Annotated in this window: 20 protein-coding genes; 8 read left to right on the plus strand and 12 right to left on the minus strand. The window is 42.4% G+C overall.

Annotation, left to right across the window (positions count from 1 at the left end; translation table 11 throughout):
• Positions 1 to 25 precede the first annotated feature (25 nt).
• The 3 genes from AAFN85_RS20200 (at position 26) to AAFN85_RS20210 (ending at position 1,908) form a co-directional block, all read left to right on the plus strand.
• Positions 26 to 190 carry a hypothetical protein gene (locus AAFN85_RS20200; RefSeq protein ID WP_347529419.1) on the plus strand — a complete coding sequence of 55 codons (165 nt, stop codon included), beginning with the start codon at positions 26 to 28 and terminating at the stop codon, positions 188 to 190.
• A gap of 106 nt (positions 191 to 296) precedes the next feature.
• Complete coding sequence (locus AAFN85_RS20205) at positions 297 to 1,667, plus strand: dipeptidase (RefSeq protein WP_347529420.1); 1,371 nt, start codon at positions 297 to 299, stop codon at positions 1,665 to 1,667.
• 103 nt (positions 1,668 to 1,770) lie between these two features.
• A complete protein-coding gene (locus AAFN85_RS20210; RefSeq protein ID WP_347529421.1) occupies positions 1,771 to 1,908 on the plus strand; it encodes a hypothetical protein in 138 nt (45 codons plus the stop codon).
• Between the two features lie 47 nt (positions 1,909 to 1,955).
• Here AAFN85_RS20210 and AAFN85_RS20215 read toward each other — a convergent pair whose 3' ends face one another.
• Positions 1,956 to 2,414, minus strand: a complete 459-nt coding sequence (locus AAFN85_RS20215) for a GNAT family N-acetyltransferase (RefSeq protein ID WP_347529422.1) — start codon at positions 2,412 to 2,414, stop codon at positions 1,956 to 1,958.
• A gap of 9 nt (positions 2,415 to 2,423) precedes the next feature.
• A complete protein-coding gene (locus AAFN85_RS20220) occupies positions 2,424 to 3,521 on the minus strand; it encodes a dipeptide epimerase (protein ID WP_347529475.1) in 1,098 nt (365 codons plus the stop codon).
• Between the two features lie 225 nt (positions 3,522 to 3,746).
• Between AAFN85_RS20220 and AAFN85_RS20225 the strand changes: the two genes are divergently transcribed.
• The 4 genes from AAFN85_RS20225 (at position 3,747) to AAFN85_RS20240 (ending at position 8,953) form a co-directional block, all read left to right on the plus strand.
• On the plus strand, positions 3,747 to 4,475 hold the full coding sequence (locus AAFN85_RS20225; RefSeq protein WP_347529476.1) for a DUF4290 domain-containing protein: 729 nt from the start codon (positions 3,747 to 3,749) through the stop codon (positions 4,473 to 4,475).
• 211 nt (positions 4,476 to 4,686) lie between these two features.
• Positions 4,687 to 5,994: a UDP-N-acetylglucosamine 1-carboxyvinyltransferase gene (gene murA / locus AAFN85_RS20230; RefSeq protein ID WP_347529423.1), complete on the plus strand. Its 1,308-nt coding sequence runs from the start codon at positions 4,687 to 4,689 to the stop codon at positions 5,992 to 5,994.
• A gap of 180 nt (positions 5,995 to 6,174) precedes the next feature.
• Positions 6,175 to 7,737, plus strand: a complete 1,563-nt coding sequence (locus AAFN85_RS20235; protein WP_347529424.1) for a glycosyltransferase family 39 protein — start codon at positions 6,175 to 6,177, stop codon at positions 7,735 to 7,737.
• A gap of 100 nt (positions 7,738 to 7,837) precedes the next feature.
• The gene (locus AAFN85_RS20240) at positions 7,838 to 8,953 is read left to right on the plus strand and encodes a DUF6438 domain-containing protein (protein WP_347529425.1); all 1,116 of its coding nucleotides are present in this window, start codon (positions 7,838 to 7,840) and stop codon (positions 8,951 to 8,953) included.
• A gap of 70 nt (positions 8,954 to 9,023) precedes the next feature.
• Here AAFN85_RS20240 and AAFN85_RS20245 read toward each other — a convergent pair whose 3' ends face one another.
• Complete coding sequence (locus tag AAFN85_RS20245; RefSeq protein WP_347529426.1) at positions 9,024 to 10,385, minus strand: pyridoxal-phosphate dependent enzyme; 1,362 nt, start codon at positions 10,383 to 10,385, stop codon at positions 9,024 to 9,026.
• Between the two features lie 213 nt (positions 10,386 to 10,598).
• Here AAFN85_RS20245 and AAFN85_RS20250 point away from each other — a divergent pair, with 213 nt between their 5' ends.
• Complete coding sequence (locus tag AAFN85_RS20250; RefSeq protein WP_347529427.1) at positions 10,599 to 16,484, plus strand: carboxypeptidase-like regulatory domain-containing protein; 5,886 nt, start codon at positions 10,599 to 10,601, stop codon at positions 16,482 to 16,484.
• Between the two features lie 116 nt (positions 16,485 to 16,600).
• Here the strand turns inward: AAFN85_RS20250 and AAFN85_RS20255 are convergent, their stop codons facing one another.
• The 9 genes from AAFN85_RS20255 to AAFN85_RS20295 all read right to left on the minus strand — a co-directional run bounded on the left by AAFN85_RS20255 (position 16,601) and on the right by AAFN85_RS20295 (position 26,012).
• Positions 16,601 to 17,455, minus strand: a complete 855-nt coding sequence (locus AAFN85_RS20255; protein WP_347529428.1) for an AMP nucleosidase — start codon at positions 17,453 to 17,455, stop codon at positions 16,601 to 16,603.
• Positions 17,456 to 17,549: 94 nt separating this feature from the next.
• Positions 17,550 to 18,788 (minus strand): ATP-dependent Clp protease ATP-binding subunit ClpX, encoded by a 1,239-nt coding sequence (gene clpX, locus AAFN85_RS20260; RefSeq protein ID WP_347529477.1) that lies wholly within the window; start codon positions 18,786 to 18,788, stop codon positions 17,550 to 17,552.
• 144 nt (positions 18,789 to 18,932) lie between these two features.
• Complete coding sequence (gene clpP / locus AAFN85_RS20265) at positions 18,933 to 19,658, minus strand: ATP-dependent Clp endopeptidase proteolytic subunit ClpP (RefSeq protein ID WP_347529429.1); 726 nt, start codon at positions 19,656 to 19,658, stop codon at positions 18,933 to 18,935.
• Between the two features lie 406 nt (positions 19,659 to 20,064).
• Positions 20,065 to 21,423, minus strand: coding sequence for a trigger factor (gene tig, locus AAFN85_RS20270; RefSeq protein WP_347529430.1), 1,359 nt, complete (start codon positions 21,421 to 21,423; stop codon positions 20,065 to 20,067).
• 241 nt (positions 21,424 to 21,664) lie between these two features.
• Entirely contained in the window at positions 21,665 to 22,639 is a 975-nt protein-coding gene (locus AAFN85_RS20275; protein ID WP_347529431.1) for a c-type cytochrome, read from the minus strand.
• A gap of 94 nt (positions 22,640 to 22,733) precedes the next feature.
• Positions 22,734 to 23,456, minus strand: coding sequence for a head GIN domain-containing protein (locus AAFN85_RS20280; protein WP_347529432.1), 723 nt, complete (start codon positions 23,454 to 23,456; stop codon positions 22,734 to 22,736).
• Positions 23,457 to 23,571: 115 nt separating this feature from the next.
• The gene (locus AAFN85_RS20285) at positions 23,572 to 24,180 is read right to left on the minus strand and encodes a DUF2807 domain-containing protein (RefSeq protein WP_347529433.1); all 609 of its coding nucleotides are present in this window, start codon (positions 24,178 to 24,180) and stop codon (positions 23,572 to 23,574) included.
• A gap of 410 nt (positions 24,181 to 24,590) precedes the next feature.
• On the minus strand, positions 24,591 to 25,106 hold the full coding sequence (locus AAFN85_RS20290) for a hypothetical protein (RefSeq protein ID WP_347529434.1): 516 nt from the start codon (positions 25,104 to 25,106) through the stop codon (positions 24,591 to 24,593).
• Between the two features lie 159 nt (positions 25,107 to 25,265).
• Positions 25,266 to 26,012: an SDR family oxidoreductase gene (locus AAFN85_RS20295; RefSeq protein WP_347529435.1), complete on the minus strand. Its 747-nt coding sequence runs from the start codon at positions 26,010 to 26,012 to the stop codon at positions 25,266 to 25,268.
• Positions 26,013 to 26,045 lie beyond the last annotated feature (33 nt).

The raw sequence follows: 26,045 nt of genomic DNA on the forward strand, positions 1-26,045 counted from the left end.
AGTCAACAATTTAAATAAAAGCACCATGAAAAAATTTATCGTAGCAGCCGCCATATTAGTAGCCACCGGCCTTACCGCGGTATCTTTAACTCATAAAGAAACTAAAACCGAGGCTAAACCTCAAATAGAAAAAGCTGATTTTGTTAGAATGCCCAATGGCCCGAAATCAGACCTTGGCTCGGCAGATTGATCAGTTATCGAATTACTGATTGATCTGATCGAAAAATTGTTCACTAATGAACTATTGAACCAGTGAACCAACATAACTAACTATATTTGCTGCAAACCATAATATTATGCAGCACATAAAGCAATATGTTGAGCAAAACAAACAACGTTTACTGGATGAGTTATTCGATCTGTTACGTTTAGCATCGGTTAGCGCCGATCCAAAATACAAACCCGAAGTATTAAAAACTGCCGATTATGTGGCAGCAAGCCTGCGCAATGCCGGGGCTGATAATGTTGAAATTTGCCAAACCGCCGGATACCCCATTGTGTACGGCGAAAAGATCATCGATCCATCAAAACCAACAGTACTGGTTTATGGCCACTACGATGTACAACCCCCAGATCCGCTGGAACTTTGGCACACCCCTCCCTTCGAACCTACCGTACGTGGCGGCAAAATTTACGCCCGCGGCGCCTGCGATGATAAAGGCCAGTTTTACATGCATGTGAAAGCTTTTGAGCTAATGATGCAAACCAATACCTTACCCTGCAATATCAAATTTATGATTGAGGGCGAGGAAGAAGTAGGATCATCTAACCTGGGTATTTTTGTTAAAGCCAATAAAGAAAAACTGAAAGCAGATGTGGTATTGATCTCTGATACCTCGATGATCAGTATGGAACACCCATCTTTAGAAACCGGATTACGCGGCCTCTCCTACCTTGAGGTTGAAGTTACCGGCCCTAACCGCGATCTGCATTCGGGCGTTTACGGTGGCGCGGTAGCCAACCCTATCACCATACTGGCGCAAATGATAGCCAGCCTGCACGATGAAAACAACCACATTACCATACCGGGCTTTTATAACGATGTAATACCACTTACCGAAGCCGAACGGACAGCGTTAAACAGTGCGCCATACGATGAAGCCGAATATAAAAAAGACCTTGACGTTGCCCAACTCTGGGGCGAAAAAGGCTACAGCACTTTTGAGCGTACCGGTACCCGCCCTACTCTTGAGCTAAACGGTATTTGGGGCGGCTACATTGGCGAAGGTGCCAAAACCGTATTACCATCAAAAGCCAACGCTAAAATCTCAATGCGGTTAGTACCTAATCAAACATCAGAAGCTATTACCAAATTGTTTACCGATCATTTTTTAAGCATCGCCCCTCCTTACGTTAAGGTAAAAGTAACCCCGCACCACGGCGGTGAACCTGCTGTTACCCCAACTGATAGCGTAGCTTACAAAGCAGCTCAAAAAGCTATTGCCGAATCATTTGGTAAAGAGCCAATTCCAACCCGTGGCGGTGGCAGCATCCCTATCGTAGCTTTGTTTGAGGCCGAACTTGGCTTAAAAACTGTATTGATGGGCTTTGGCCTTGATAGCGATGCCCTGCATTCGCCGAATGAAAAATATGATATTTACAATTATTATAAAGGGATAGAAACTATTCCGCTATTTCACAAATATTTCGCCGAGTTATCTGAATAGTGTCATAAGCTTTGAAATTTTCGGCTAACAGTGGTTATTTTTCGTTTTGCATAAAACAAATAATATCTTTAAGATATTATCTATTAAAACAAAATCTACCGCTATGGCAACTAAAGAAATGGAAAAAGAAAAGACCGATGCATCAAAACAGTTGCGCGATCTAAAATCATCAAAACAGGAAAAAACCGGTGCCGCTAAAACTTTAAATGCCAACCGGGCTAAGCGAAAACCCCTTTTATAAAATATTTGAAGATACACGCAAGTCGGCAGCAAAACTGCCGGCTTGTTTTATTTTAGCCTTATCCGCATCTCTATCATCCGTTTCTCAAATCCAACTTTCTCGTAGGCTTTAATAGCACCTATATTATCATTATAAACTTCAAGCTTAATTTCAGTTAAGCCCTGCCCCAGGGACCAGCGTTTTAACTCTTCAATAATGGCTTGGTTTACACCTTGCCCTCTAAATCCGGGCAATACATACATAAACCCGAGGTAAGCGTATTTTTCAAAATCATAATATGTTTTCGAGTTTTCTTTAATGCGGGCATAACCGCTACCGGCTATGATGCCGTCAATTTCGGCTACCAAAAGCTCAACATCGGGCGCTGTGATAAAAGCTTTTAAATTGTAATAACTTATTGGGTCGGGCTGTAGCGTGCTATCAAAGGGGCGTTCGGCATTGATAATGCCTTGCTCAAACTGCAGCAATACGGGCAGATCCTCAATAGTGGCTTTTCTGATGATCATCGGCATATATTAAATAGTAAAACGTTCGCATCCGGCCAAAAATGATTCATCGGCATCAGCACCTATTCCTGGCGCATCATCTATATCTAAATGAAAACCATTATAGCGAGCACCACCAACACAGGGATCAACCAAATGACCAAGTTTACAGGTGTCCATATCATAAAAACTGATATTAGGACTGGCGTACACAAAATGCAATTTAGCGCTGAGGGCAATCCGGCTCTCCAACATCCCACCCATCATACAGGCTATCCCTTTTGATGCCGCCACATCATGAATTTTCTTGGCTTCATAAATGCCCCCCGATTTAGACATTTTGATATTGATATAATGGCACGAACCGCTGTTGATATGCTTGCGCGCATCGTGATGGTTATAAACGCTTTCATCGCCCATTATCTTCACCGGCGAAAGCTGCATTAGTTCGGGCAGGCGGTCGTCATACCAGGTGCGCATGGGTTGTTCACAAAACTCAATATCATATGGCCCTATAGCTTGCAGGGCAAAAACTGCTTCATTAAAACTCCAGCCCTGGTTGGCATCAACACGAATGCGCATAGCCGGGCCAACAGCCTCGCGAATCTGCCGGATCCGTTCAACATCCTCAACCGCGTCTTTACCCAGTTTCACCTTTAATATATTAGCGCCCGATGCCTGGAAGTCAAGAGCTTTCAGGGCCATGGTGTGATGCCCGGCTATACCTACAGTAATATCCGATTCCACAACGCGTTTTTCTCCCCCTAAAAACTGGTATAAAGGCAAACCCGCGTTTTTCGCAGCTATATCAAATAGCGCAATATCAAATGCGCTTTTTATAGTGGTGTTACCAGCGGTAAAGCTGTGCAACTCTTGCAGCCGGGCTTCAATATCAAGGGCATCCTTCCCCTTCCATAAGCGGGCAAATTCGCGGGCCATGATCAAGCAGGTATCCTGGGTTTCGCCAACTATCATCGGGAAGGCCGAGCATTCGCCTAGGCCGTAAAAGCCGGCATTGGTATGTACGCGGATAAAAACGTTTTGGGCATGATCCATAGTGCCGGTGGCAATGGTAAAAGGCTCCATGGGGATGCTGAAGCGGTAGATATCTATATGGGTGATAGTTATATGCTGATTTTCCAATTTGTAGCTGTTTTTAACTAAAGTAAAACAAATAATTGTAACATTTAGTTCATGTAATTTGCACATTATAAGTATTACGTTATATTTGCGTTACTTCAATACAAGTAACAATTCAATTTTAGCCTCATTTGCCCTTCCGGGAAATTGTCTGGCTAACTTTCAAACTTTCTTAAAAAAAATACAACTAACATGGCATTAGATAAAACGCCTATAAATTTTGATTACAACTCAACCAGGAATAAACTGATCCTGTCTGAATATGGCCGCAACGTACAAAACATGGTTAAGTACATTGTTGCACTGCCAACCAAAGAAGAACGTAACCGCTACGCACAGGTAGTAATTGACCTGATGGGCTTTTTAAACCCCCACCTGCGCGATGTGGCTGACTTTAAACACAAACTGTGGGATCACCTGCACATCATTTCTGATTATAAAATTGATGTTGATTCGCCTTATCCGAAGCCACTACCAGAGGCTGCACACGTTAAGCCCGCACCCCTAAACTATCCGCATCAGCGCATTAAATACAAGCACTACGGCAAAACCATCGAGCTGATGATCGAGAAGGCAAAAGCCATTGAAGAGCCTGAGCGCAAACGCCACATGGTACAATCAATAGCCAACTTTATGAAAATGGCTTACGTACAGTGGAACAAAGATTCGGTAAGCGATGAAAGTATTCTTTCGGATCTTTACGCTTTATCTGGCGGCACTTTAAAACTGGAAGAGAACATCAACCTTAACCGTGTTGATTTCCGTCCTAACAACTTCCAGCAAAACGCCAGCAACAATAATAACCGCGGTCGCAACAATAATCAAAACAACCAAAACCGCGGCGGCAGCAACGGTGGCAGGCAAAACAATAACCAAAACAACCGCAATAACAACAATCAAAATAACCGCAACCGTAATAACGGCGGTCCTAAAAAATATTAAACCCTCTTCAGCGGTTTATTTAAAAGGCGTTATTTCGAGGAACCTCAAAATGACGCCTTTTTTGTATCATATCATTAATGATAATTCCCCCCTCCTTTTATTTTATCTGCATTAATTTTCTAATCTTTGCCCCGTAAAAATTATTTAGCAAAACCGATAATGGTTTTGTTAGTTTATTGATGGTGATCTTATCAATTATTTGAAATTCCGCATGACTAACGCATTTGTAATAAACGGTGGCAAACCGCTAAAAGGTGAAATAACCCCACAGGGTGCAAAAAACGAAGCTTTACAGGTTATATCAGCCGTATTGCTAACCGCAGAGAAGGTAACCATCAGCAATATTCCCGACATTAAAGATGTTAACAAACTCATTGAGCTGCTTGGCGATATGGGCGTTATTGTTGAACGCATAAACGAGCACACACACACCTTCGAGGCTAAGGATATTAACCAGGACTTTTTCGCTTCAGAAACTTTCAAAGCCAAAGGCGGTGGTTTACGCGGGTCGATCATGATCGTAGGCCCGTTGTTGGCGCGTTTTGGTAAGGCATCTATCCCTAAACCAGGTGGTGATAAAATTGGTCGTCGTAGGTTAGATACCCACTTTTTGGGCTTTGAGAAACTTGGCGCTCAATTTAATTATAACCCCGAGGATGGTTTCTTTAACGTAGATGCTTCTAACCTGCAGGGTACTTATATTTTGTTGGATGAAGCTTCGGTAACCGGTACTGCCAACGTAGTAATGGCGGCAGTGTTAGCTAAAGGCATTACTACCATTTACAATGCTGCCTGCGAACCTTACCTGCAACAGCTTTGCAAAATGCTGAGCCGTATGGGTGCAAAGATCAGCGGTATTGGTTCAAACCTGCTTACCATCGAAGGCGTTGAGAAATTAGGCGGTACAGAACACCGTTTGCTTCCGGATATGATCGAGATCGGCTCGTTCATCGGCCTTGCTGCCATGACCGGCTCTGAGATCACCATTAAAGACGTTCAATACAAAGAACTGGGCATGATCCCGGATGTATTTAAACGTTTGGGTATCAAATTAGAACTAAGGGGCGATGATATCTTTATCCCTGCTCAAGAGCACTACGAAATTGAAACTTTTATTGACGGCTCGATCATGACCATTGCCGATGCTCCATGGCCAGGCTTTACTCCCGATTTATTGAGCATTGTATTGGTTGTAGCTATCCAGGCCAAAGGTTCGGTACTGATCCACCAAAAAATGTTCGAGAGCCGTTTGTTCTTTGTGGATAAACTATTGGATATGGGCGCGCAGATCATCCTTTGCGATCCACACCGTGCTACCGTTATCGGCTTAGATAACCAGGTTAAATTGCGTGGTATCTCGATGACCTCGCCTGATATCCGCGCAGGCGTATCATTATTGATCGCCGCCCTATCGGCGCAAGGCCAATCAACCATTTACAACATTGAGCAAATTGAACGCGGCTACCAGCACATCGATACCAGGCTTAAAGCTTTGGGTGCTGATATAACCCGGATTTAATTTAGGTTAAAGGATAAAGGCAAAAGGTTAAAGGTAGCTGCAGTTTGCAGGTACTTTTAACCTTTTGCTGTTTTAGCACGCTTTGTCTTCGTTTTTGTAGCTTCTTCAAAAAACCTTTTGCGTTTGGCCTTTTACCTTTCACCTAAAAAAATACTACCTTTAAAAAACCTTTTATAAACAATGCCCTACAAAAACCGGAAGCCCACTTACGTTTATTTCGTACTGATTTTTGTATTTATTAAAGTTGTTTTAAACCTGTTTGCCATATCGCACTTTGGCTTTCATCGCGATGAGTTTTTGCACCTTGTACTGGCCGATCATTTGGATTGGGGTTATAAAGAAGTGCCTCCATTTATAGCCTTACTGGCTAAAATATCCATTACCTGTTTTGGCGATTCTGTTTTCGCAGCGCGGATATTCCCCACCATTTTTGGCGGCCTTATAGTTTGGCTAACCGGACTTACTGTTATTGAATTTGGCGGAAAAAAGTTCGGCATTACGATAGCCTGCTTATCCATCATATTCGCCCCTGCCTTTGCGGCCAGCGAATACCTTTTTCAGCCCGTAGTATTTGATCAGTTTTGGTGGGTATTAACTGTGTGGTTATTGATCAAATACCTTAATACAACCGATGTTCGTTATCTTTATTGGCTGGGGGCCGCTGTTGGCTTAGGGGTACTTACCAAATATACCATGCTGTTTTTCAGCGTGGCGTTGATCATCGGCATTCTTATCAGCAAACAACGCCGGTTGCTGTTCAATAGGCATATCTTGGGCGCTGCAGCGCTTGCAATAGTTATTATACTGCCTAATCTCATCTGGCAACTAACGCACCACATGCCGGTATTTACCCACATGAAGGCCTTGCGCGAGCAGCAGCTGGACTACATTACCCCTGCCGATTTTATCAAGCAACAAATATTGGTTAATGGCGTAGCGCTGTTTGTTTGGCTTAATGGGTTAGTGTTCCTCATCTTCTCGTTCAGGCTGCGAAACTTTCAGTTTTTAGCGTTGGCTTACGGGCTTATTTTTCTTTTTTTATTGATGATGGATGGCAAAAGCTATTACCTGTTTGGCGCTTACCCAATGCTTTTTGCAGCCGGAGGATTTGGCTTTGAGCGGCTGCTAAAAACCAGCGGATATCCACTTCGCATTGCAGTAATATTGTTATTCACGACACCAAACATCTTGCTACTCCCCATTTTACTCCCTATTTTATCGATGGATCAAACACTGGCCTTTTTCCGCTTCGCCGATAAAAATCTGCCGCCCGCACGCTTCATGATTACCTGGGAAGATGGCAAAAAACACGCCACTACGCAGGATTATGCCGACATGCTTGGCTGGGACGATATGGCCGCCCTGGTTGATAAAGCTTACCGAAGTCTCAGTCCCGCCGATCAAAAACAAACCGTAGTTTATGCCGATAACTACGGCGAAGCCGGTGCCTTACACCACTATCGCAAGCAATACGGCTATCCCGAAGTGATCTCCCTAAACAGCAGCTTTACCCTTTGGGCACCTGATAGCCTGAAATGCAAATACATGATTTATGTAGATGATGGCGGTGGCAAAAACATCAAGGAATTTGTAGCCGGAAAGATGATCAGCAGCTTTACCAAAATTGGTGAAGTAACCAATCCTCTTGCGCGTGAAAAAGGGACTGCCGTATTTATTATAACTCCTAACCAACTGTTGAATGAGCGGTATGCACCGGAGTTAGCGAAGAAGAGGTTGGAATAGAAAGTCCTTTAAATTCCGCATGAAGGAGAGACTTTTGAGTCAAATGGAGTTTCATACTAAAATGTACTAACGAACGTTTTTCGTCAAAGCCTTATCATCAGTGAAATATATTTTATCTGTACTGCTGTTTATATTCCTCTCATCCTGCAAAAATAAACTACAGGATAACGAAAAATATATTTTAGGCGATTGGATCAGGGTAAGAACCATGAAAACAAATCGTGCAGGAATACCTCTTGTTATTGCTCCTCCTTATAAAAACGGGTTGGCTTTTTATAAAAATCAATCATTTGATGATAAGAGCGGCTTTATAAATTATAACGACCATGAACATACCTATCTTGGCACCCGTTCAAAATACAGAATAACCAAGGATAGCCTGATGCTTTTTGATCTGGTTCGGCGACAATGGGAAAGCTATCCAATAGTTAAACTTTCCGCAGACACACTCCAATTTGATACGGGAAAAGGTTTATATACATTTCAACGTTTTAAGCCTCAAATCTTTCCTGAAAACAAATTCGATAAGATCATTTTATCCACATCAGGCTGTTTAGGAGAATGTTCCGTAATGGATATGATTTTGAATGCAGATAGAACATTAAAGGTTAACGGAAAAATGTCTACCGGAGATTTCACCGGGGAATTTACGGGAGTAGTACCCGAAGATAAATACGAGCAGGTTTGCCGGAATTTCGAATTAATTGACTTTGATAATATCACCCCCAAAGGGGCACTTGCGACCGACGCACAACATGTAAGCACTACTTATATAAAAAACGGCAAGATATTTAAAACTATTGAAAACTCTGAGGATTTTAATTATCCTACTCTTGTTTGGGCTTCTAACTATTTACGTTACCTGTACCAAGGTATTCATTTAAAAAAGATCGCCAAAACTGCTATACGAGCCAACTCCTCAATAATATCCGCCGCCTATTTTACTAAGGGAGACTCATTACTTTCCCTCAACCTTTCGGATGCAGTTTATCTTTCTGAATTGCTCAATAAAGGTGCACGGGTTGGTCCAAAAGATTTCGCCTCCCGGTTCACACTTCATATATACTCATTTCGAGCCTCAGGGGATAGTATTGATACTGATGGCCGTTTCTTCAAGATCATAAAAAAAGGAAAAAACACGACCATCGATCTCGGCTTTAACTTTTATGATGTAAACGCCCAAAACTGGAATTGGAAAAAGCTCCAAAACCATTAAACTCTAAAACAAAAAGGTGCTATGCTCACCGCATAACACCTTTAAAGCGTTCCGCCTCCAGCTTTAAACCTTAAGCCGAGATAGCATTTATAATATCATACTGCGTAATGATCTCGATTTTGCCTTGCTCGTCCTCAACCAGCACGGCGATGTTATCTTTATTGATCATGGCCGAGATCCTGTCTATCGATGTATTCAGATCAACAAATGGGAACGGTGCGGTGGTAATATTTTTTATCGGTTGTGATTTGATGGATGGATTTTCGATGAGCGAATCGAGAATATCACTCTCGGTGATCTTGCCTATTACCATACCTTTTTGCGTAACCGGGATCTGTGATATGTTAAGCGATTTGATGGTATTGATAGCTTCCAGCACGCTCTTCTCACAATCTATAGTAACAATTTCCTGAACATCTTTTTTGGCGATGATGTCGTGCGCAGTAAGTTTTCCATCTTTCAGGAAACCGCGGTCGCGCAACCAATCATCGTTGTACATTTTGCCAAGGTAACGGGTGCCATGATCCGGGAAAATAACCACAACCACATCGCCTTCTTTAAACTTATCCTTCATTTGCAGCAAACCAGCCACCGCCGAGCCGGTTGAGTTTCCTGAGAAAATCCCCTCTTTACGGGCAATCTCTCGGGTCATTAACGCTGCATCTTTATCGGTTACTTTTTCAAAGTGATCTATCAGGTTAAAATCAACGTTGGCAGGAAGGAAATCTTCGCCTATGCCTTCGGTGATGTATGGATAAATCTCGTTTTTATCGAAAATGCCAGTTTCCTTGTATTTTTTAAACACCGAGCCGTAGGTATCAATACCTAACACCTGGATAGCCGGGTTCTTTTCTTTCAGATAGCGGGCAATGCCTGATATGGTACCGCCTGTACCCACACCTGCAACAAGGTGGGTAACCTTACCTTCGGTTTGCTCCCAAATCTCCGGCCCGGTTGATTCATAATGCGCCTGCGAATTGCTCAGGTTATCGTACTGGTTGGGCTTCCATGAATTTGGCACTTCCCTTTCCAGGCGTGATGATACCGAGTAGTATGAACGTGGATCTTCCGGCTCAACGTTAGTTGGGCACACAATTACCTCGGCACCAAAGGCGCGCAGGGCGTCAAATTTTTCTTTCGATTGCTTATCTGTACTGGTGAAAATACATTTATAGCCTTTTATCACTGCCGCGATAGCCAGGCCCATACCGGTATTGCCGGATGTGCCTTCAATGATGGTTCCTCCGGGTTTAAGTTTGCCGCTTTTTTCGGCGTCCTCAATCATTTTAAGGGCCATACGATCCTTAATAGAGTTGCCGGGGTTGGTTGTTTCAATTTTGGCTAAAACTGTTGCCGGGATATCTTTCGCTATTTTATTAAGCTTTACCAGGGGCGTGTTGCCAATGGTTTGGAGTATATTATCGTACCACATAATTTAAATCTCTACTAACCCGGTATGCATAGCAGGGTTACGGCTCAAAAATAAGTTTCTTAAATGATATTTCTTTTATGGAATAGTAAATACATCTGCATCTTATATAAGTCGCGAGTCTTAAGTTTTAAGTTGGATATGATATTTTGACTTCGAACTTGAGACTTGCGACTTAAAACTAAACAGATTATATTACAATACCACGCGCTACTTATGCTATCTAAACTTACAAAAACACTGCTAACATTTATTGTTTTAATTTATAGCGGATTTGCATATGCACAAAAACCGTTAACGCCCAGCAGGCAAAGCAGCTATTATACCTACATTTATAAAATAACCGCCGACGACGTTTTAAAGTTTTACCAGCATCCCAATAAAAAGCCCGACGAAAAAATACTGCACAACCCTGTCGATTCATTTAAGACCGACACTAAGTGGTGGGAAAACACACTTCCACCGGGAAATTACATGAAGGTTGCAGCTAAGCAAAACAAACTTGATTATCAGCTTATTGAAAACCGGTCGGCCTATTTAAAGATCCTTGCCAATAATTACGATCTGCGGTTTATACTCACCGATAAACAGGGTAAAGCTATTAGCGGCGCAACCGTTCAAATTAATAATACCCTTATCCCCTACGATACCAAAAATGGACTATACGTTGCGCATCCATCAAAAAAAGACACCATACTCAAAGTTGATTATAACGGCGTAACAAACTATCATCTTATTAAACAACAGCAACGATACTACGGTTACAACCCTTACCGTAACATGAGTTTTGTTAAGGCCCTCTGGCGGCGTTTTAAAAACCTGTTCAGAAAACGGAACCGCTATTATCAGCCGCCCGGCAAATACGAAGGATTTATGGTATTTAACAAGGCTATTTATAAGCCTCATGATACCGTGAAATTCAAAGCTTTTATTCTTGATAAAAAATCCAAACAGCCCATAAAAGCATCGCAGCTGCTGGTGAGGTTAAAAGAGCGCAGTGATGACGACGGCAAGATCATTGGCCGGGTAAACAGCTACCGTGACGGAGCCTTTGAGTACAGCATCCCGCTGGTTGACAGCCTCGACCTTTCGCTGGATGAAGATTATACCATCACACTCGAAGATCCGTCTGCCGAAAAATATAAACTCGATGATTATGATGGCGATGATGAGCGTAGCTTTTTAGCCAAACGGAAGGTTTACCTGAGCGGCCAATTTAAATATGAAGAATACGAACTAAAATCAATAACCTTTACAACACGGGTTGATAGAAAGGAACACTCGCCAGGCAACCAGGCAACCCTGTATTTAAAAGCTGTTGATGAAAACAACCTACCTGTTACCGATGGAAGGGTTAGCGTTACACTCAACACAACAAGCACCGGCACCCATAAACAAAAATATACCTTTGTTCCCGACCTGCTCTGGAAACATGATATGCAGCTTGATCCGGTTGGTGAAACTAAATTGATCATTCCCGATTCTATTTTCCCGAAAGCCGATATTAAATATGCCATTAACGCCGAATTTCTGAACAGCAACAATGAAAGCCAATCGTCCAATCAGGATGATATGAGTTACACTTACAGCCCTTTCAGGCTTACTGCCAAACTAAATGCCGATACGCTTATTGCCAATTATTACGTGAATGGGAAAGATGCAAAGACCGCGGCAACTATCAGCGCACTTGATGCCCACGACGATACCCTATCTACAACAAAAGTGATCCTGCCTGCTAAAATCATGATAAACCCATACGCGGTTAGTTATGATGTAGAAGCCGACAGCGCTTATGCCGATATCGACCTGAAGGAAAACACACCAGATGTATCGCTTTCGGGCTACCGCACTGCCGATTCGCTGTTTGTAACCGTTAACAATCCGCAGCACCTGCATTTCTGGTATTCGGTATTTGGTGGTGATAAGCTAATAGATGCCGGACAGGCCGACAGCCTGATTTACAGGAGGGCTTACCGTGAGCAAAACGCCGTAAATTTCCAGTTGCATTACATTTGGGCAGGCGAAAGTAAAACCGAAGCAGCAGATGTTATTTACCGCGATAAGCTGCTTACCATTAATGTAAGGCAGCCTATAACCGTTTACCCCGGCCAGCAGGCTAAAACAGATATTGTGGTTACCGATAGGGATGGAAAGCCCGTACCTAACACCGACCTAACGGCCTGGAGCATGACCAGCAAATTCACCAATTATCAAATCCCATACGTGCCCTATTTAGGCGAAGGTTTCCGCTATCGCAAACAAAAACAGCCCTTTAAAATCCAGGAAATAAGCAGCGACGGTTTGCTGGACTTAAACTGGAAGCGATGGAGCACCGAAATGGGGCTGGATAGCATCAGCTATTACCGTTTTACCCATCCCGATAAAATGTACCGGGTGCAGGAAGACCCTAAACAGGATACCACTACACAGGTAGCGCCTTTTGTAGTTAAAAATGGAGATATTTTACCTGTACATATCCTTTATATTGACGGCAGGCCGGTTTATTTTGATCAAACCCAACAGTTAAAACGCTACAGCTTCGCGGTAACGCCGGGTAAGCACGCGTTCAGGTTTCGTACCAGTCATCAAAATATATGGGTAGATAGTGTTATGGTCGAAAAATCAAAAAAGCTGATCTTTAGTCTTAATGCCGATAACGCTCAATCAACAAAAGTTTCGGATACCTTAACCAATTATGAGATCGATCTGATTAACCGCTATCTTATCACCGTGGTAAACAACTTTGGTTGGAAAATGACTTTGTTAAACCAGGGCAGCACTTTATACATGATCAACCCTAACCCTAATTATGGATACCGGAATAATGACGTGCTGGTAGGGCCATTGGCAGGCAGCTTTTCAGGTTTAGAAGTGCAGGGCGAAAAGCCACGCTACTTTGAAAACGAACCCGGATATTCATACCTGTTTGCACCAGGCTTGCTGAAACAGAAGAGTATTCCGAAGGCTTTTAACCCGGTGCTATCCTCATACCAGGGGCCATATGACGATTATACCCAGCAGGTACTCACACAGCCCGAAGCCGAAAATATATGGCAGCAATATCTTGATTTACGCAGATACAGTCAGCCGCTTTTTAATAACCCTGAAATAAAAGGTGAAACAGGCCGCTTACAGATGAGTATCAAACAGCCAAAAGATAAAGTGTTGCTTATTAAAAATGTTATTGTTTACAAATACAATGATCCGGATTTTATGCTTGTATATCCCGGCAACACCTTCTACATCGATAAGCTACAGGCAGGTAAGTACAGGCTTTTGTTTTTGCTGAAGGGCGACAAATATGATATAAAAGAAAACGTGGCGATTAAAACCGGCGGTGCCAACTACTATAATTTTGAAGTATCGCCAACCCATGCCAAAGATTCGGTAAGTATCAAGATAGGCGATATTATAGACAACCGCCAATCTGCCTACAACAATAACGACAAGGAAATTGTGAACGATGCCCTCAAAATAAAGGAAGCGTTTAACGAAAAATACCTCGACACGGAAGTATTTATGGATGGTATGAGCGGCACTATCACCGCTGTTGGCGATAAACTTCCTATACCAGGTGTATCCATAAGAGTAAAAGGAACAACGATTGGCATCACCACAGACATCCGTGGGCATTTTAGCCTTAAGGTGCCTAAAAGCGGCAAGTTGATCATTGCCTTTATTGGCTTTGAAACACAAGAGCTTAATATTAATCCGGGATCAAATGTAAAAGTGGCTTTGAAGGAGAGTTACAAATCGTTACAAGAGGTTGTAGTTGTTGGATACGGGGTACAAAGAAAAATGGAAATGACAGGAGCTGTTAGTACAGTTTTAGCAGGGCGGGTAGCAGGTATAAATGTCGCTGATGGAAGTCTTGGCGCATCGACTATTATACGGCTACGTGGAGCAGCCGGTTATACCACAGGGGCACAGCCGCTTATTGTAGTTGACGGCGAAATTGTAGATAAACTATCTGATGTAAACAACGACGAGATAGCCGAAATAAACGTTTTGAAACCCGCTGCAGCTACAGCCATATACGGGTCGCGCGCGGCCAACGGGGTTATTGTTATACGCAGAAAGGCTAAACCCGGTGAAGCAGGTGCAAAAGCTGATAGCACACAGGTAGCGGGAACGCAAACCATGCGCAAAAACTTTTCGGATTACGCGTACTGGCAACCCAAACTTACAACGGATGCACAGGGCAAGGCGAGTTTTATGGTTACCTATCCGGATGATATCACCAATTGGCGTACATTCATTATTGGTATAAATGGTAATAAACAAACCGGTTTTAACGAAAGCAGTATAAAATCATACAAACCGTTAAGCGCCAATTTCATTGCCCCGCAATTTGCTGTAGCGGGTGATGAAATGAACCTGATAGGCAAAGTAATGAACTATAATAGCAACCCGGCAAAGCTTACCCGTACATTTAAATACAACGGCCGGCAACTTAAACAAGACGAGTTTGAAGTTAAAAGCTCGAAAATAGACACGCTTAAAATAACTGCCACCAGCCTTGCTACAGCCACTATCACTTCAACGGATAGCCTTACATTCGAGTACACCATCAAACGGGATAACGGCTATTTTGATGGTGAACAACGCAAAATACCTTTAATGCCGCAGGGGACTAAAGAAACCAAAGGGCTATTTGAAGCGCTTGACCGGGACACCACAGTTACTTTGAAATTCGACCCATCCCTGGGGCCGGTTACTTTCCACGCCGAAGCCTCTGCCTTACCTGTATTGGCTGAAGAAGCCCGTAAACTGCGTGAATACAAATATTTGTGCAATGAGCAGTTGGCATCAAAACTGAAAGGTTTGATCATGGAGCGCCATATCAAGAAGTTTTTGGGCGAGGATTTTAAATACGGAAAAAACGTGCAGGAGATAATTAAAAAGCTAAAAGAAAATCGCAAGGCCAATGGATTGTGGGGCTGGTGGAAAGATAGCGATGATGAGCTTTGGATAAGCCTGCACGCCGTTGAAGCTCTTTTAATTGCACAAAAAGAAGGCTACCAGATAGATCTGGATAAACAAAAGCTTACCGATTATTTAGTTTATCAAATGGAAGGCTACCATGGCCAGGATAAAGTGATGTGCCTGGAATTGCTTAATCAACTAAATGCAAAGGCAGATTATCAACGCTACGTAGGTATTATCGAAAAAGAACAAGCCAAAGACAAACGCCTATTTAACAATCCCCCATCCGGTTATGATAAATTAAGAACCATACTATTACGCCAGGAAGCGGGTTTAAAAATCAATATGGATAGCTTGTTTGCCGCAGCGAAGCACACCATGTTTGGCAATATGTATTGGGGCGAAAGTGGTTACAGATTTTTCGATAACTCCATACAGTTGAGTGTACTGGCGTATCGCATCATAAAAAACAATGGCCAATATCCCGAACTGCTAAACAAAATCCGCGGATATTTCCTTGAGCAACGCCGCTTTAACGAATGGCGTAACACCTACGAATCTGCCTTAATACTCGAAACTATCCTGCCGGATATGCTCGCCGAAAACAAACAGGCAAAACCATCGCAGATCACCATCGCCGGGGCCGAAACAAAAACCATCAACCAGTTCCCCTACTCGGCTACGTTAACTGATAAGCAGATCAGCGTTAGCAAAACCGGTGGATTGCCCGTTTACATTACCGGTTACCAACAATTCTGGAACAGCAAGCCCGAAAAGGTAAGTAAAGATTTTACAGTAAACACTTGGTTTGAGCGTAAAGAGAAAACAATAACCACCCTTAAAGGCGGCGAGCAGGTGCAATTAAAAGCAGAGGTAACAGCCCGCGGAGATGCCGATTTTGTTATGATAGAGATCCCTATCCCGGCCGGATGTTCGTACGAGGGCAAGGAACAATCCTGGGCCAACAACGAGGTACACCGCGAATATTTTAAAGAGAAGGTGAGTATATTTTGCCGCAAGCTTAAACAGGGCAAATATACATTCACCGTAAACCTCACCCCCCGTTATGACGGCAAATACACCCTAAACCCAGCCAAAGCCGAAATGATGTATTTCCCGGTATTTTACGGCAGGGAGGGGATGAAGACTGTGGTCATTGGAGCATTGGGGCATTAAGTCATTTTGGGTGAGTGGTGAATAGTTGATTGAGTGAGTGGTTTTCCTAACCATTCACCTAATCAACCTAATAAACCATTCACCAGACTATGACCATTCACTAAATCAACCACTCACTAAAACTTCAAGTGCTTAACCGTTAACCCGTTATTGATCAATTGCTTTAACGATTCGATACCGATGTGCAGGTGCGTTTCCACAAACTTTTCGGTTACTGACGAATCACTTTCGGCGGTTTTTACACCTTCGGGGATCATTGGCTGATCGGATACCAATAGCAATGCCCCTGTTGGGATCTTATTGGCGAAACCAGTGGTGAAGATGGTAGCGGTTTCCATATCAACGGCCATGGCACGCAGGTCTTTCAGGTATTTCTTAAAGGTTTTATCATGTTCCCAAACACGGCGGTTGGTGGTGTAGCAGGTACCTGTCCAGTAATCGCGCGAATAATCACGAATGGTGGTTGAAATTGCCTTTTGCAGCGCGAATGATGGCAGTGCAGGCACTTCGGGAGGTAAGTAATCGTTTGATGTGCCTTCGCCACGGATAGCGGCAATTGGCAGGATCAGATCACCTACTGCGTTCTTCTTTTTCAGGCCTCCGCATTTACCTAAAAATATCACAGCTTTAGGATGGATAGCGGTAAGCAGGTCCATTACGGTAGCAGCTACCGAACTCCCCATACCAAAGTTAATAATGGTGATGCCGTTGGCGGTTACGCTTTGCATCGGCTTATCAATACCCATTATTGGCGCATCATCATTCCATTGCGAAAACAGTTGGATGTACTTTGAAAAGTTGGTAAGGATGATGTAATCGCCAAAGGCTTCCAGCGGGCGGCCGGTGTAACGTGGCAACCAGTTGGCCACAATTGCTTCCTTAGTTTTCAAGCCCGATTTTACAGGCGATTGAACTTCTTTTACTACAGGGATGTTGTCTGCATCTTTTTTAATATTTAATTCTTCGTTCATAATATAATTCCTTTTTATACAGCAAACCCCGGTATGATAACCAGGGCCGCAGTATTGTCTAAATAAATATAAGGATTTACTTATATCTTTTTTGTTAAGCTACTTTTAACTTTTTCAGATCAGATTTTTCAAACTTCTCGTGCGCATAATCCAAAGTCACATTCAGGCGTTTCACATCTTTTTTAGATGGAAACTCGAACATGGCATCGATCATGATAGCCTCGCATATCGAGCGCAAGCCCCTTGCGCCAAGCTTAAACTCCATTGCTTTATCAACAATAAAATCAAGCACTTCGGTATCAAAATCAAGTTTTACACCTTCGTATTCAAATAGCTTTTTGTACTGTTTCAATAACGAGTTTTTAGGCTCGGTTAGTATGTTATGCAATGCATCCCTATCCAACGGATTAAGATAAGTAAGCACAGGCAACCTACCGATCAACTCGGGTATCAAACCGAACGATTTCAAATCCTGAGGAGTAATGTACTTGTACATGTTTTTAACATCTACTTCGTGATCATTACCTTTCAGCTTGTAACCTACGGTTTGGGTGCGCAAACGGCTTGCAATTTTACGGTCGATACCATCAAATGCTCCACCGCAAATAAACAGGATGTTACTGGTATTTACCGTGATCATTTTTTGATCAGGGTGTTTACGGCCACCTTGTGGTGGTACGTTAACCATGGTGCCTTCCAATATTTTTAACAAGGCCTGTTGTACACCTTCACCGGATACGTCGCGGGTGATAGAGGCGTTATCGCTTTTACGGGCTATTTTATCAACCTCATCAATATAAACAATACCTTTTTCGGCAAGGGTTACATCATAATCGGCAGATTGTAGTAAGCGGGTCAGGATACTTTCAACGTCCTCCCCTACATAACCGGCTTCGGTTAATACCGTAGCATCACAAATGCAAAACGGAACGTTCAATACTTTAGCAAGGGTTTTAGCCAGCAGGGTTTTACCGGTACCGGTTTCACCTACCATAATGATGTTCGATTTCTCGATCTCTACCTCGTCCTTGTCAACACGTTGGTTTAAACGTTTGTAGTGGTTGTAAACCGCTACAGATAATATTTTTTTGGCATCATCCTGACCAATTACATACTGATCAAGGTGGGCCTTCATTTCTGATGGTTTAAGTAAGGCCGGTGCTAAAGGCGACGATTTTACCTTACGCACCTTCAACTCCTCAGCCAAAATTTCGTTAGCCTGGTTAACACACTTATCACAAATATGTGCATCAAGCCCCGCTATTAACATCAGGGAATCTTGTTTCCCGGCGCCACAGAACGAACACCTGATTTCCTTGCTGTTTTTATTCATCTGATTGGTTTTCTTACTCAAAGTTAATTAATTGCTATCAAAAAACAAAGTGTATAGCCTTAAGTACTAAGCCGAAAGCACCAATATTAAATTGTAACTCCGACTTAATACTTCAGACTTAATACTTATTGCTCAAGGCTTAAATTATTTGCCTTTATTTCCTCTTAAAATCTCATCAACCATACCAAATTCTTTGGCTTCTTCGGCAATCATCCAATAATCACGATCCGAAGCATCCCAAACTTTTTGATAATCTGCACCGCTATGATCAGCAATGATCTGGTACAACTCTTTTTTCAGTTTAGTGATCTCATGGTAAGAGATCTCAATGTCTGATTGCTGGCCTTGCGCACCACCCGATGGCTGGTGGATCATTACCCTTGCATGTGGCAACGCTGCCCTTTTACCTTCGGTACCGGCAACCAATAATACCGCTGCCATAGATGCCGCCATACCTGTACAGATAGTAGCCACATCATTCGAGATAAACTGCATGGTATCATAAATACCTAAACCAGCATAAACCGAACCACCTGGCGAGTTGATATAGATCTGGATATCACGCTTAGCATCAGCGGACTGTAAGAAAAGCAATTGAGCTTGAATAATGTTTGCGATATTATCATAAATAGCATCGCCCAGGAAAATAATACGGTCCATCATCAAACGCGAGAACACGTCCATCTGGGCCACATTTAACTGGCGCTCTTCAATGATATAAGGAGTCATGCCGGTTGGTACGGTAGCGATACCGGTTGGCATATTGCTACGTTCAACGCCAGCAATGTATTTATCTACGTATAAACTGTTAATACGGTGGTGTTTAACAGCGTATTTTCTGAATTCGTTTTTATCGATGTTACTGTTCATGGTTTTTGTTAATTGTTCTTATCAGGTTTGCGGGCGTCTTACCCGCGTTAAATATAGTTTTTAGTTGAATACTATTTTTAAAAGATAGTTTTAAATAAGTAATTTTTTTGGTGACGGACAGTTGAGTTGGCCGGTTTAAAAGCGGATAACATCACAATGTTACTTTAGGTTTACATTGAGTGGTTATTTTGGTCGCTGGAATTGAGCTAACATCACCACCACGTCATTGCGAGGTACGAAGCAATCCCCAACTATACAGGGCCGCTTGCATGGCTACTCTGCTAATCGGGGATTGCTTCGTACCTCGCAATGACGGCTTTATGATTAAGAAGGCCCAAAACACCAAAAGCAACCCGATGAGTTGCTTTTGGTGAATATACAAATCTCCCGAGGGAGAAAATTAAAATTACTGCGCTGCAGAAACCAATGCACTGAAATCAGTGTAAAGGATCTCTTGTTTATCTAAAGTGATAACGTTTTTAATGTAATCAAATACTTTAAGGGCTTTTACCTCTTCAAATATTTTGTTAGCGTTGTCTTTGTTTTGCAGGTACTGAACGGTGTACTGACCTAACTGATCTTCAGGGATAGCAGTTGGGCTGTACATCCTGAATTGTTGGTCTAAACGAATTTTAGCCAGTTCAAACACGTCTTCGTATTTAATTTCGATCGTGTTATCAACAATGATCTTGTTTTCGATCAAAGTCCATTTCAGGTTTTGAGCAAAATCGTTGTAACCACCTTCTAATTCTTCTTCAGTCAGTTTCTCGTTAGTAGCTTTTAACCAACGTTTCAGGAATTCATCAGGTAACGCGAAATCAACTTTAGCAATGGCCAGTTTGTAGATATCGTCCTGTAATTTACGGTCCGAATCCTGTACCATCATGCTTTCAAGCTCTTCGGTAATTTTAGCCCTGAACTCCTCTTCGGTAGTTACTGTACCTTCACCAAATAATTTGTCAAAGAACTCCTGGTTCAGGTCGCTTTCCTCTAAACGGTTAACGTTTTTAACGGTTAACTGGAACTCGCCTCTCAGGTCGGCCGCGTCATCCTCTTCAATTTTCAATAAACCTGCAATTTTAGCTGCATCGCCATCAAAAGCTTTACGGATATCGAAATTCAAAACGTCGCCTTTTTTCAAACCGATCAATGAAGCTTTGATAGCCTCATCTTTAATTTGATCTAAACGAACCGACGCGGTGTTGCTAATGCCCCCCTCAAAAACACTACCATCAGCCGAAAGCTGAGCCAAATCGCTGTAAAGAACGTCATCATCTGCCGATACGTCAGGATTTGTCATTTTGCCATAGCTACGACGAATATTTTTGATACGTGAAGCAAGCGTTTCGTCATCAATTTTGATAACATATTGGGTTAAGGAATCTTTTGATGAAAACTCGATAGCAAACTCAGGCGCTAAACCTAATTCGTAGCTAAACTCAAAGTTATCGGCAAAATCCCAGTTGTATTCTTTGTTATCATCAACAGCAGGCAACGGCTGACCTAATACGGCCAGTTTTTGCTCGTCGATGTAATTGTTTAAAGTATCTTGTAGCAAGTTGTTGATCTCATCAACCAAAATGCTTTTACCGTACATTTTTTTGATGTGCGATGCCGGCACCATACCCGCGCGGAAACCAGGAAGTTTCGCTTTTTTAGCGTTTTCTTTTATCGCCTTTTCAACACGTGGCTGATAATCTTCAGGGTTGATGTTAATTTTAACAATCGCGTTCAGGTCACTAATTTTTTCCTGTGTAATATTCATCTTTTACCGGGTAATTTAATTTAATCGTTTGAAATATAGCCACGAACCTAATGCAGGCTATACAAAATTCGAGGCGCAAAAGTATAAATTTATTTTTAATTACGGTTTGATTTTATATTGTTTTAAAGGAAAATGTCTGAATCAGAATTTACAGAATTTTAGAATTAACAAAATGAAAAACTATTCAATGTTCAATTTTGAAAATCTTAAAATTCTGTAAATTCTGATTCAGACAAAATCTCTACCTAATAAACTTTACCACCTGATTTTTAATCGGCTTAATAGTTTTCAGATAAGCGTATATCGCTTCCAGATCAGATGTTTTCATGCCCGCATATTTCCACCAGGGCATAATGGTTTGAAACTCGCCGGGTCTTACTGGCGTTGGCTGCACTTTGCCATCGGCATATTGAGTAAAGCGACTTACAAACTGTTCTTTTGTCCAGCTGCCTATACCCGTTGTTTTATCAGGAGTGATATTGGCTAAATATACCTTCCCTCCTCCCGGCAATTGGTAGCCTTGTCCGCCTGCAAAAGCCAGTTCCTCTTTTAATGTACCTTTATCCGATTGGGTATGACATTCTTTACAAGCCGCTGCGTTTAACAAATAAGCACCATATTTAATAGTATCCGACGGATTTGGCACCGTACCCAGTTCTGCCTTTTTAGGCATAGTATGCACAATAACACTTAACGGAAAATCCAGCTGATGCGCCGGGTAGTTTTTGCCCAGAGGTTTTAATGTGCGCATATAGGCTATAATATCATAAACATCTTCCCTATCCATTTTAGCGTAATAAGGCCATGGCATAATCGGGAATATAGCCGAACCATCTTTTTTAACACCCGCAGTAATAGCCCGAAATAATTCGCCATCGCTCCAGCTGGCTAAATTAAGCGGCGTAATATTGGGCGAATAAACCGTACCCGGAAAGCCAACCGCGGCATCAAACTTTTCGCCGCCACCGCCAAGGGTTGTAGAATCCGACGGACCGGCAAACTTATCCCAACTGCGGGCCGAGTGGCAGTCCATACAAAGCGTTACGTGATTGGCCAGGTACTTGCCGCGGGCAATGCGCTGCGGCGTGGCATCTATTTTAATGGCTTCTGGTTTACCCACATTGGGTAGTGCAAGCGTTATGTACGAAATGCCTGCAACAATGATCAGCACCAGCGCGATTACGGCATAGGCTGTCCATTTTAAAAACTTTTTCATTGAAATTTTTAATTAGTGATAGGTGGCGAATAAATTAAAAAAGCCGGGGAATATCACGTCCTCAGCTTTTTCGCTGTGATTTTATGATAGATGATCAGTCAACCTTTTTGATGGACGATGCGCCCGATTTATCATTATTTACTGTAGATGGCGAACCTTTGTATTTAATTTCGGAAGCACCGCTGGTATGCACGTTAAGCGTTTTTAGCACGTTGATATCGCAATGAGCAATACCCGAAGTTTCGATCTCGTAATCGCCCACAACAAAATCAAACGCATTAATTTTACTGGCACCGCTCATATCGATCTTGTGTGATGAAGCCTGGCCGGTTAAATTAACTTCGGTAGCGCCACTGCCATCAGTTGATACATTGGCGGCATTTAAATCTAAAGTTACTTTGGTAGCGCCCGACAGATCGAGGTTAAAATCTTTAGCATTGATCTTACCATCACTGAATACCTCAACAGCGCCTGCGGCTTTAACTTCCTCAAGATCTTTTACGCCGATATTGATCACCATATCGCCGGGATCACAAAAGTTCTTTTTTGATTTGATATGCAGGACACCGCCCTCTACCGAGGTAGAAATGTATTTGATCAGGTTATCATCAGCAGTGATAGAGATACCTAAAGTACTATCCTGTTTTAAATGTACTTTGAAAGCGCCAGAGATATCTACTTTTTTAAACTCGTCGGCCTTGCGCTTTTCGGTAGTTTGATTGCCCGATCCGTGTACGCATTTGAGGCGACAAGATGATAAAATGCCGGTTATAATAAACGCGCTTATAATAGTGATGGTAAGGATATGCTTTTTCATGGTTGTGGTGTATGACGCCCGGAGGCAGTTTAGTGTTACATCAAAATTAAAAAAAGCTACCACATTTTGGGCGGTAGCTTCTGGAATATATGATAGACTTTTGCAAAAGTGATTATTAAAGGCCTGCCAGTTCGTTCTCTACAGTGTGTTTAGCAGGCGCGTTGGTAACTTTATCATTGTACTGATTGGCAGCAAAAGCGTTGTTGTTTACAAACGATTCGCGGGTATGGTTCAAAGTGTACACATCAGCAGTGCCGTTCAATTCAACTTTAGCGCTATCATTTACATTGATGGTAGTAGCGTAGGTATCCAGTTTTAAGTTAGCTGAAGCATTGTTGTACAGGTTAACGTTTAAATCGATCATTGATAATTTACCGAATGATTTTACTTCGGCGTTATCATAAGCGTTGATAGCTTTTAAATCGGCAGCGGTTACCCAAACCACCAGTTTCTCGTTTTTGTATGAGGTGATACGCAAAGTACCGTTGTTGTTTTGAACCAGGGCGTTTTCGGCGTAGTATTTATTGTAAACCTTTACCTGGTCGGCGTTGCCGGCAGATACGTAGACTTCGACATTACCACGAACTTCTATTTTGTTGATGCCTTTTACATTGTTTAATACCACGGCGGCATTGTTGTCAATTTTGGTATTTGCGTTAGCTGCGGTTGATACGCCAAGTGCTAAAACTAAAGAGGTTGCGATTGTTAATATTGTAGTTTTCATGATGATTAATATTTTGATTGTCAATTATTTGCGTTTATATTTCATTTAATACACAGATAAGACGCCCCCACTTTTAAAACGTTACAGCCGTTTTGGCTCAATTAGATGTACAGCAGGTTTTAGTCGGCGAAGAGCAGAAAATCATCGGTGAAAAGAGGAAGAAATTTGATGCCCTGATGTGCAGATATGCGAATTTCAGATGTGCAGATGAAATTGTGCGACTAATGACCGCTGTCCGAAGTTTTCAACTTCGGACTATTATGTTCCGAGTTTGAAACTCGCGAACTACTGTGTCAAAACTACTTTCAGGCTTGTAGTTACAAACTACAGGCATATTAGTTCGTACACAGGAGTCTACGGTCAGCGTTTCTTGATATTGGTAAAATCTTCAAGAGTAAAAGTACAGATATCTAAAACGATACCCCCAACTGCAATCCCGTACCAATTGATGTTGGCTGATCATTCCCAAACCTAACCGGTACAGGTATAGAGGCAAAAAAGTTAGCGTTCTTTCCGCGGATAACCACCTGGTTAAATACCGGCGTCACCCCGAAACGGCCATTGGTTTCAAAAGCAACCCTGCCAATAAAAGTAAAACCGTGTGCAAACCTGAACATAGCACCGGGATGAAACACCACTGTATTTACTTTGGATATATGCTTCTCGGTACGGATAGATGGCGATACCTCAAAACTCACCCCAAAGTGGTCGCTTTTGATGATGTTCATCCCAAAGGGAAAAGCGATGGTATAAACCTCGCCATCAAAATTACTTTTAAAGCCATCTTTGTTCCAGTTGCCGATGGGGTTGGTTAAACTAAAGTACCCCACTATACGGGGATATACCGGGGCTTGCTGTGCTGAAGTTTTAAAATTAATTAACGATAGGGCTACAAACAATATCAGGGGCAGGAGTAATAAACGCATATACAATAATATAGCGTTTAAACGAAAGGTAAACAGCAGATGCAAACACTTAATAGCCAGTTATTCTTTTGTTAACATTACAAGGGATATCCTGACAAAAACAGGGCGTTGTTACCAACGCCCTGCCCAAAACAAACATATATAAAATACAAGGTTAGCTTACCAGGGCAGTTCTTCGCCCAGGTGAATAAACCTGCCGTTAGGGCCATCTTCACCTATCATTGCCAGTTCAACGCTGGTTTTAGCGCCGTCAGGTACGCTCATTGGGGCATGTTCAACACTGCCCAGTTCTGTTTGTACCCAACCCGGATGTGCCGAGTTTACTTTGATATTGGTTCCTTTCAGCTCATCGGCCAGAAGCACGGTGAAAGTATTTAAAGCAGTTTTTGATGCCGCGTACGATAAACGTTTAAACGGTGCAATCGGACTTTCAGGATCGGCATGCAGGGTAAGCGACCCTAAAATGCTTGACAGGTTAACAATACGGCCTGCATCGCTTTTTTTCAATAGCGGCAACACATCGTTGGTAAGATATACTACACTGAAAAGGTTTGTATTGAAAATATATTCAAATTCATCAGCGGTGGTAGCCACGGTTTTCTTAACAAAAAGGTCTTCATCTTTAGGACCTACACCTGCATTATTTACCAATATATCCAGCTTACCAAATTTTTGTTCGATGTAAGCTGCGGCGGATTTGCGTTCACCTGCATTGGTAACATCCAGTTGGATGCCGTAAGCCTCGATACCTTGCTCAGCTAATTTGGCGGCTGTTTCTTCAGCAGCGTTGATACTGCGGGCGGCAACAATTACGGCCACACCTTTTTCGCCAAGCTGTTTGGCTGTTTCATAACCTATACCACGGTTTGCACCTGTTATTAAGGCAACTTTTTTATTGTTCGACATGATGTTTTATTATTTAAGAGTAGAGTATATGAT

It is taken from the genome of Mucilaginibacter sp. CAU 1740, from assembly GCF_039839285.1.
GTDB lineage: Bacteria > Bacteroidota > Bacteroidia > Sphingobacteriales > Sphingobacteriaceae > Mucilaginibacter.

Excerpts from the sequence above, each read along its gene's own strand:
- AAFN85_RS20200 (WP_347529419.1), top strand. The coding sequence starts at position 26 with ATGAAAAAATTTATCGTAGCAGCCGCCATATTAGTAGCCACCGGCCTT.
- AAFN85_RS20205 (WP_347529420.1), top strand. The coding sequence starts at position 297 with ATGCAGCACATAAAGCAATATGTTGAGCAAAACAAACAACGTTTACTG.
- AAFN85_RS20210 (WP_347529421.1), top strand. The coding sequence starts at position 1,771 with ATGGCAACTAAAGAAATGGAAAAAGAAAAGACCGATGCATCAAAACAG.
- AAFN85_RS20215 (WP_347529422.1), bottom strand. The coding sequence starts at position 2,414 with ATGATCATCAGAAAAGCCACTATTGAGGATCTGCCCGTATTGCTGCAG.
- murA (WP_347529423.1), top strand. The coding sequence starts at position 4,687 with ATGACTAACGCATTTGTAATAAACGGTGGCAAACCGCTAAAAGGTGAA.
- AAFN85_RS20235 (WP_347529424.1), top strand. The coding sequence starts at position 6,175 with ATGCCCTACAAAAACCGGAAGCCCACTTACGTTTATTTCGTACTGATT.
- AAFN85_RS20245 (WP_347529426.1), bottom strand. The coding sequence starts at position 10,385 with ATGTGGTACGATAATATACTCCAAACCATTGGCAACACGCCCCTGGTA.
- AAFN85_RS20250 (WP_347529427.1), top strand. The coding sequence starts at position 10,599 with ATGCTATCTAAACTTACAAAAACACTGCTAACATTTATTGTTTTAATT.
- AAFN85_RS20255 (WP_347529428.1), bottom strand. The coding sequence starts at position 17,455 with ATGAACGAAGAATTAAATATTAAAAAAGATGCAGACAACATCCCTGTA.
- clpX (WP_347529477.1), bottom strand. The coding sequence starts at position 18,788 with ATGAATAAAAACAGCAAGGAAATCAGGTGTTCGTTCTGTGGCGCCGGG.
- clpP (WP_347529429.1), bottom strand. The coding sequence starts at position 19,658 with ATGAACAGTAACATCGATAAAAACGAATTCAGAAAATACGCTGTTAAA.
- tig (WP_347529430.1), bottom strand. The coding sequence starts at position 21,423 with ATGAATATTACACAGGAAAAAATTAGTGACCTGAACGCGATTGTTAAA.
- AAFN85_RS20275 (WP_347529431.1), bottom strand. The coding sequence starts at position 22,639 with ATGAAAAAGTTTTTAAAATGGACAGCCTATGCCGTAATCGCGCTGGTG.
- AAFN85_RS20280 (WP_347529432.1), bottom strand. The coding sequence starts at position 23,456 with ATGAAAAAGCATATCCTTACCATCACTATTATAAGCGCGTTTATTATA.
- AAFN85_RS20285 (WP_347529433.1), bottom strand. The coding sequence starts at position 24,180 with ATGAAAACTACAATATTAACAATCGCAACCTCTTTAGTTTTAGCACTT.
- AAFN85_RS20290 (WP_347529434.1), bottom strand. The coding sequence starts at position 25,106 with ATGCGTTTATTACTCCTGCCCCTGATATTGTTTGTAGCCCTATCGTTA.
- AAFN85_RS20295 (WP_347529435.1), bottom strand. The coding sequence starts at position 26,012 with ATGTCGAACAATAAAAAAGTTGCCTTAATAACAGGTGCAAACCGTGGT.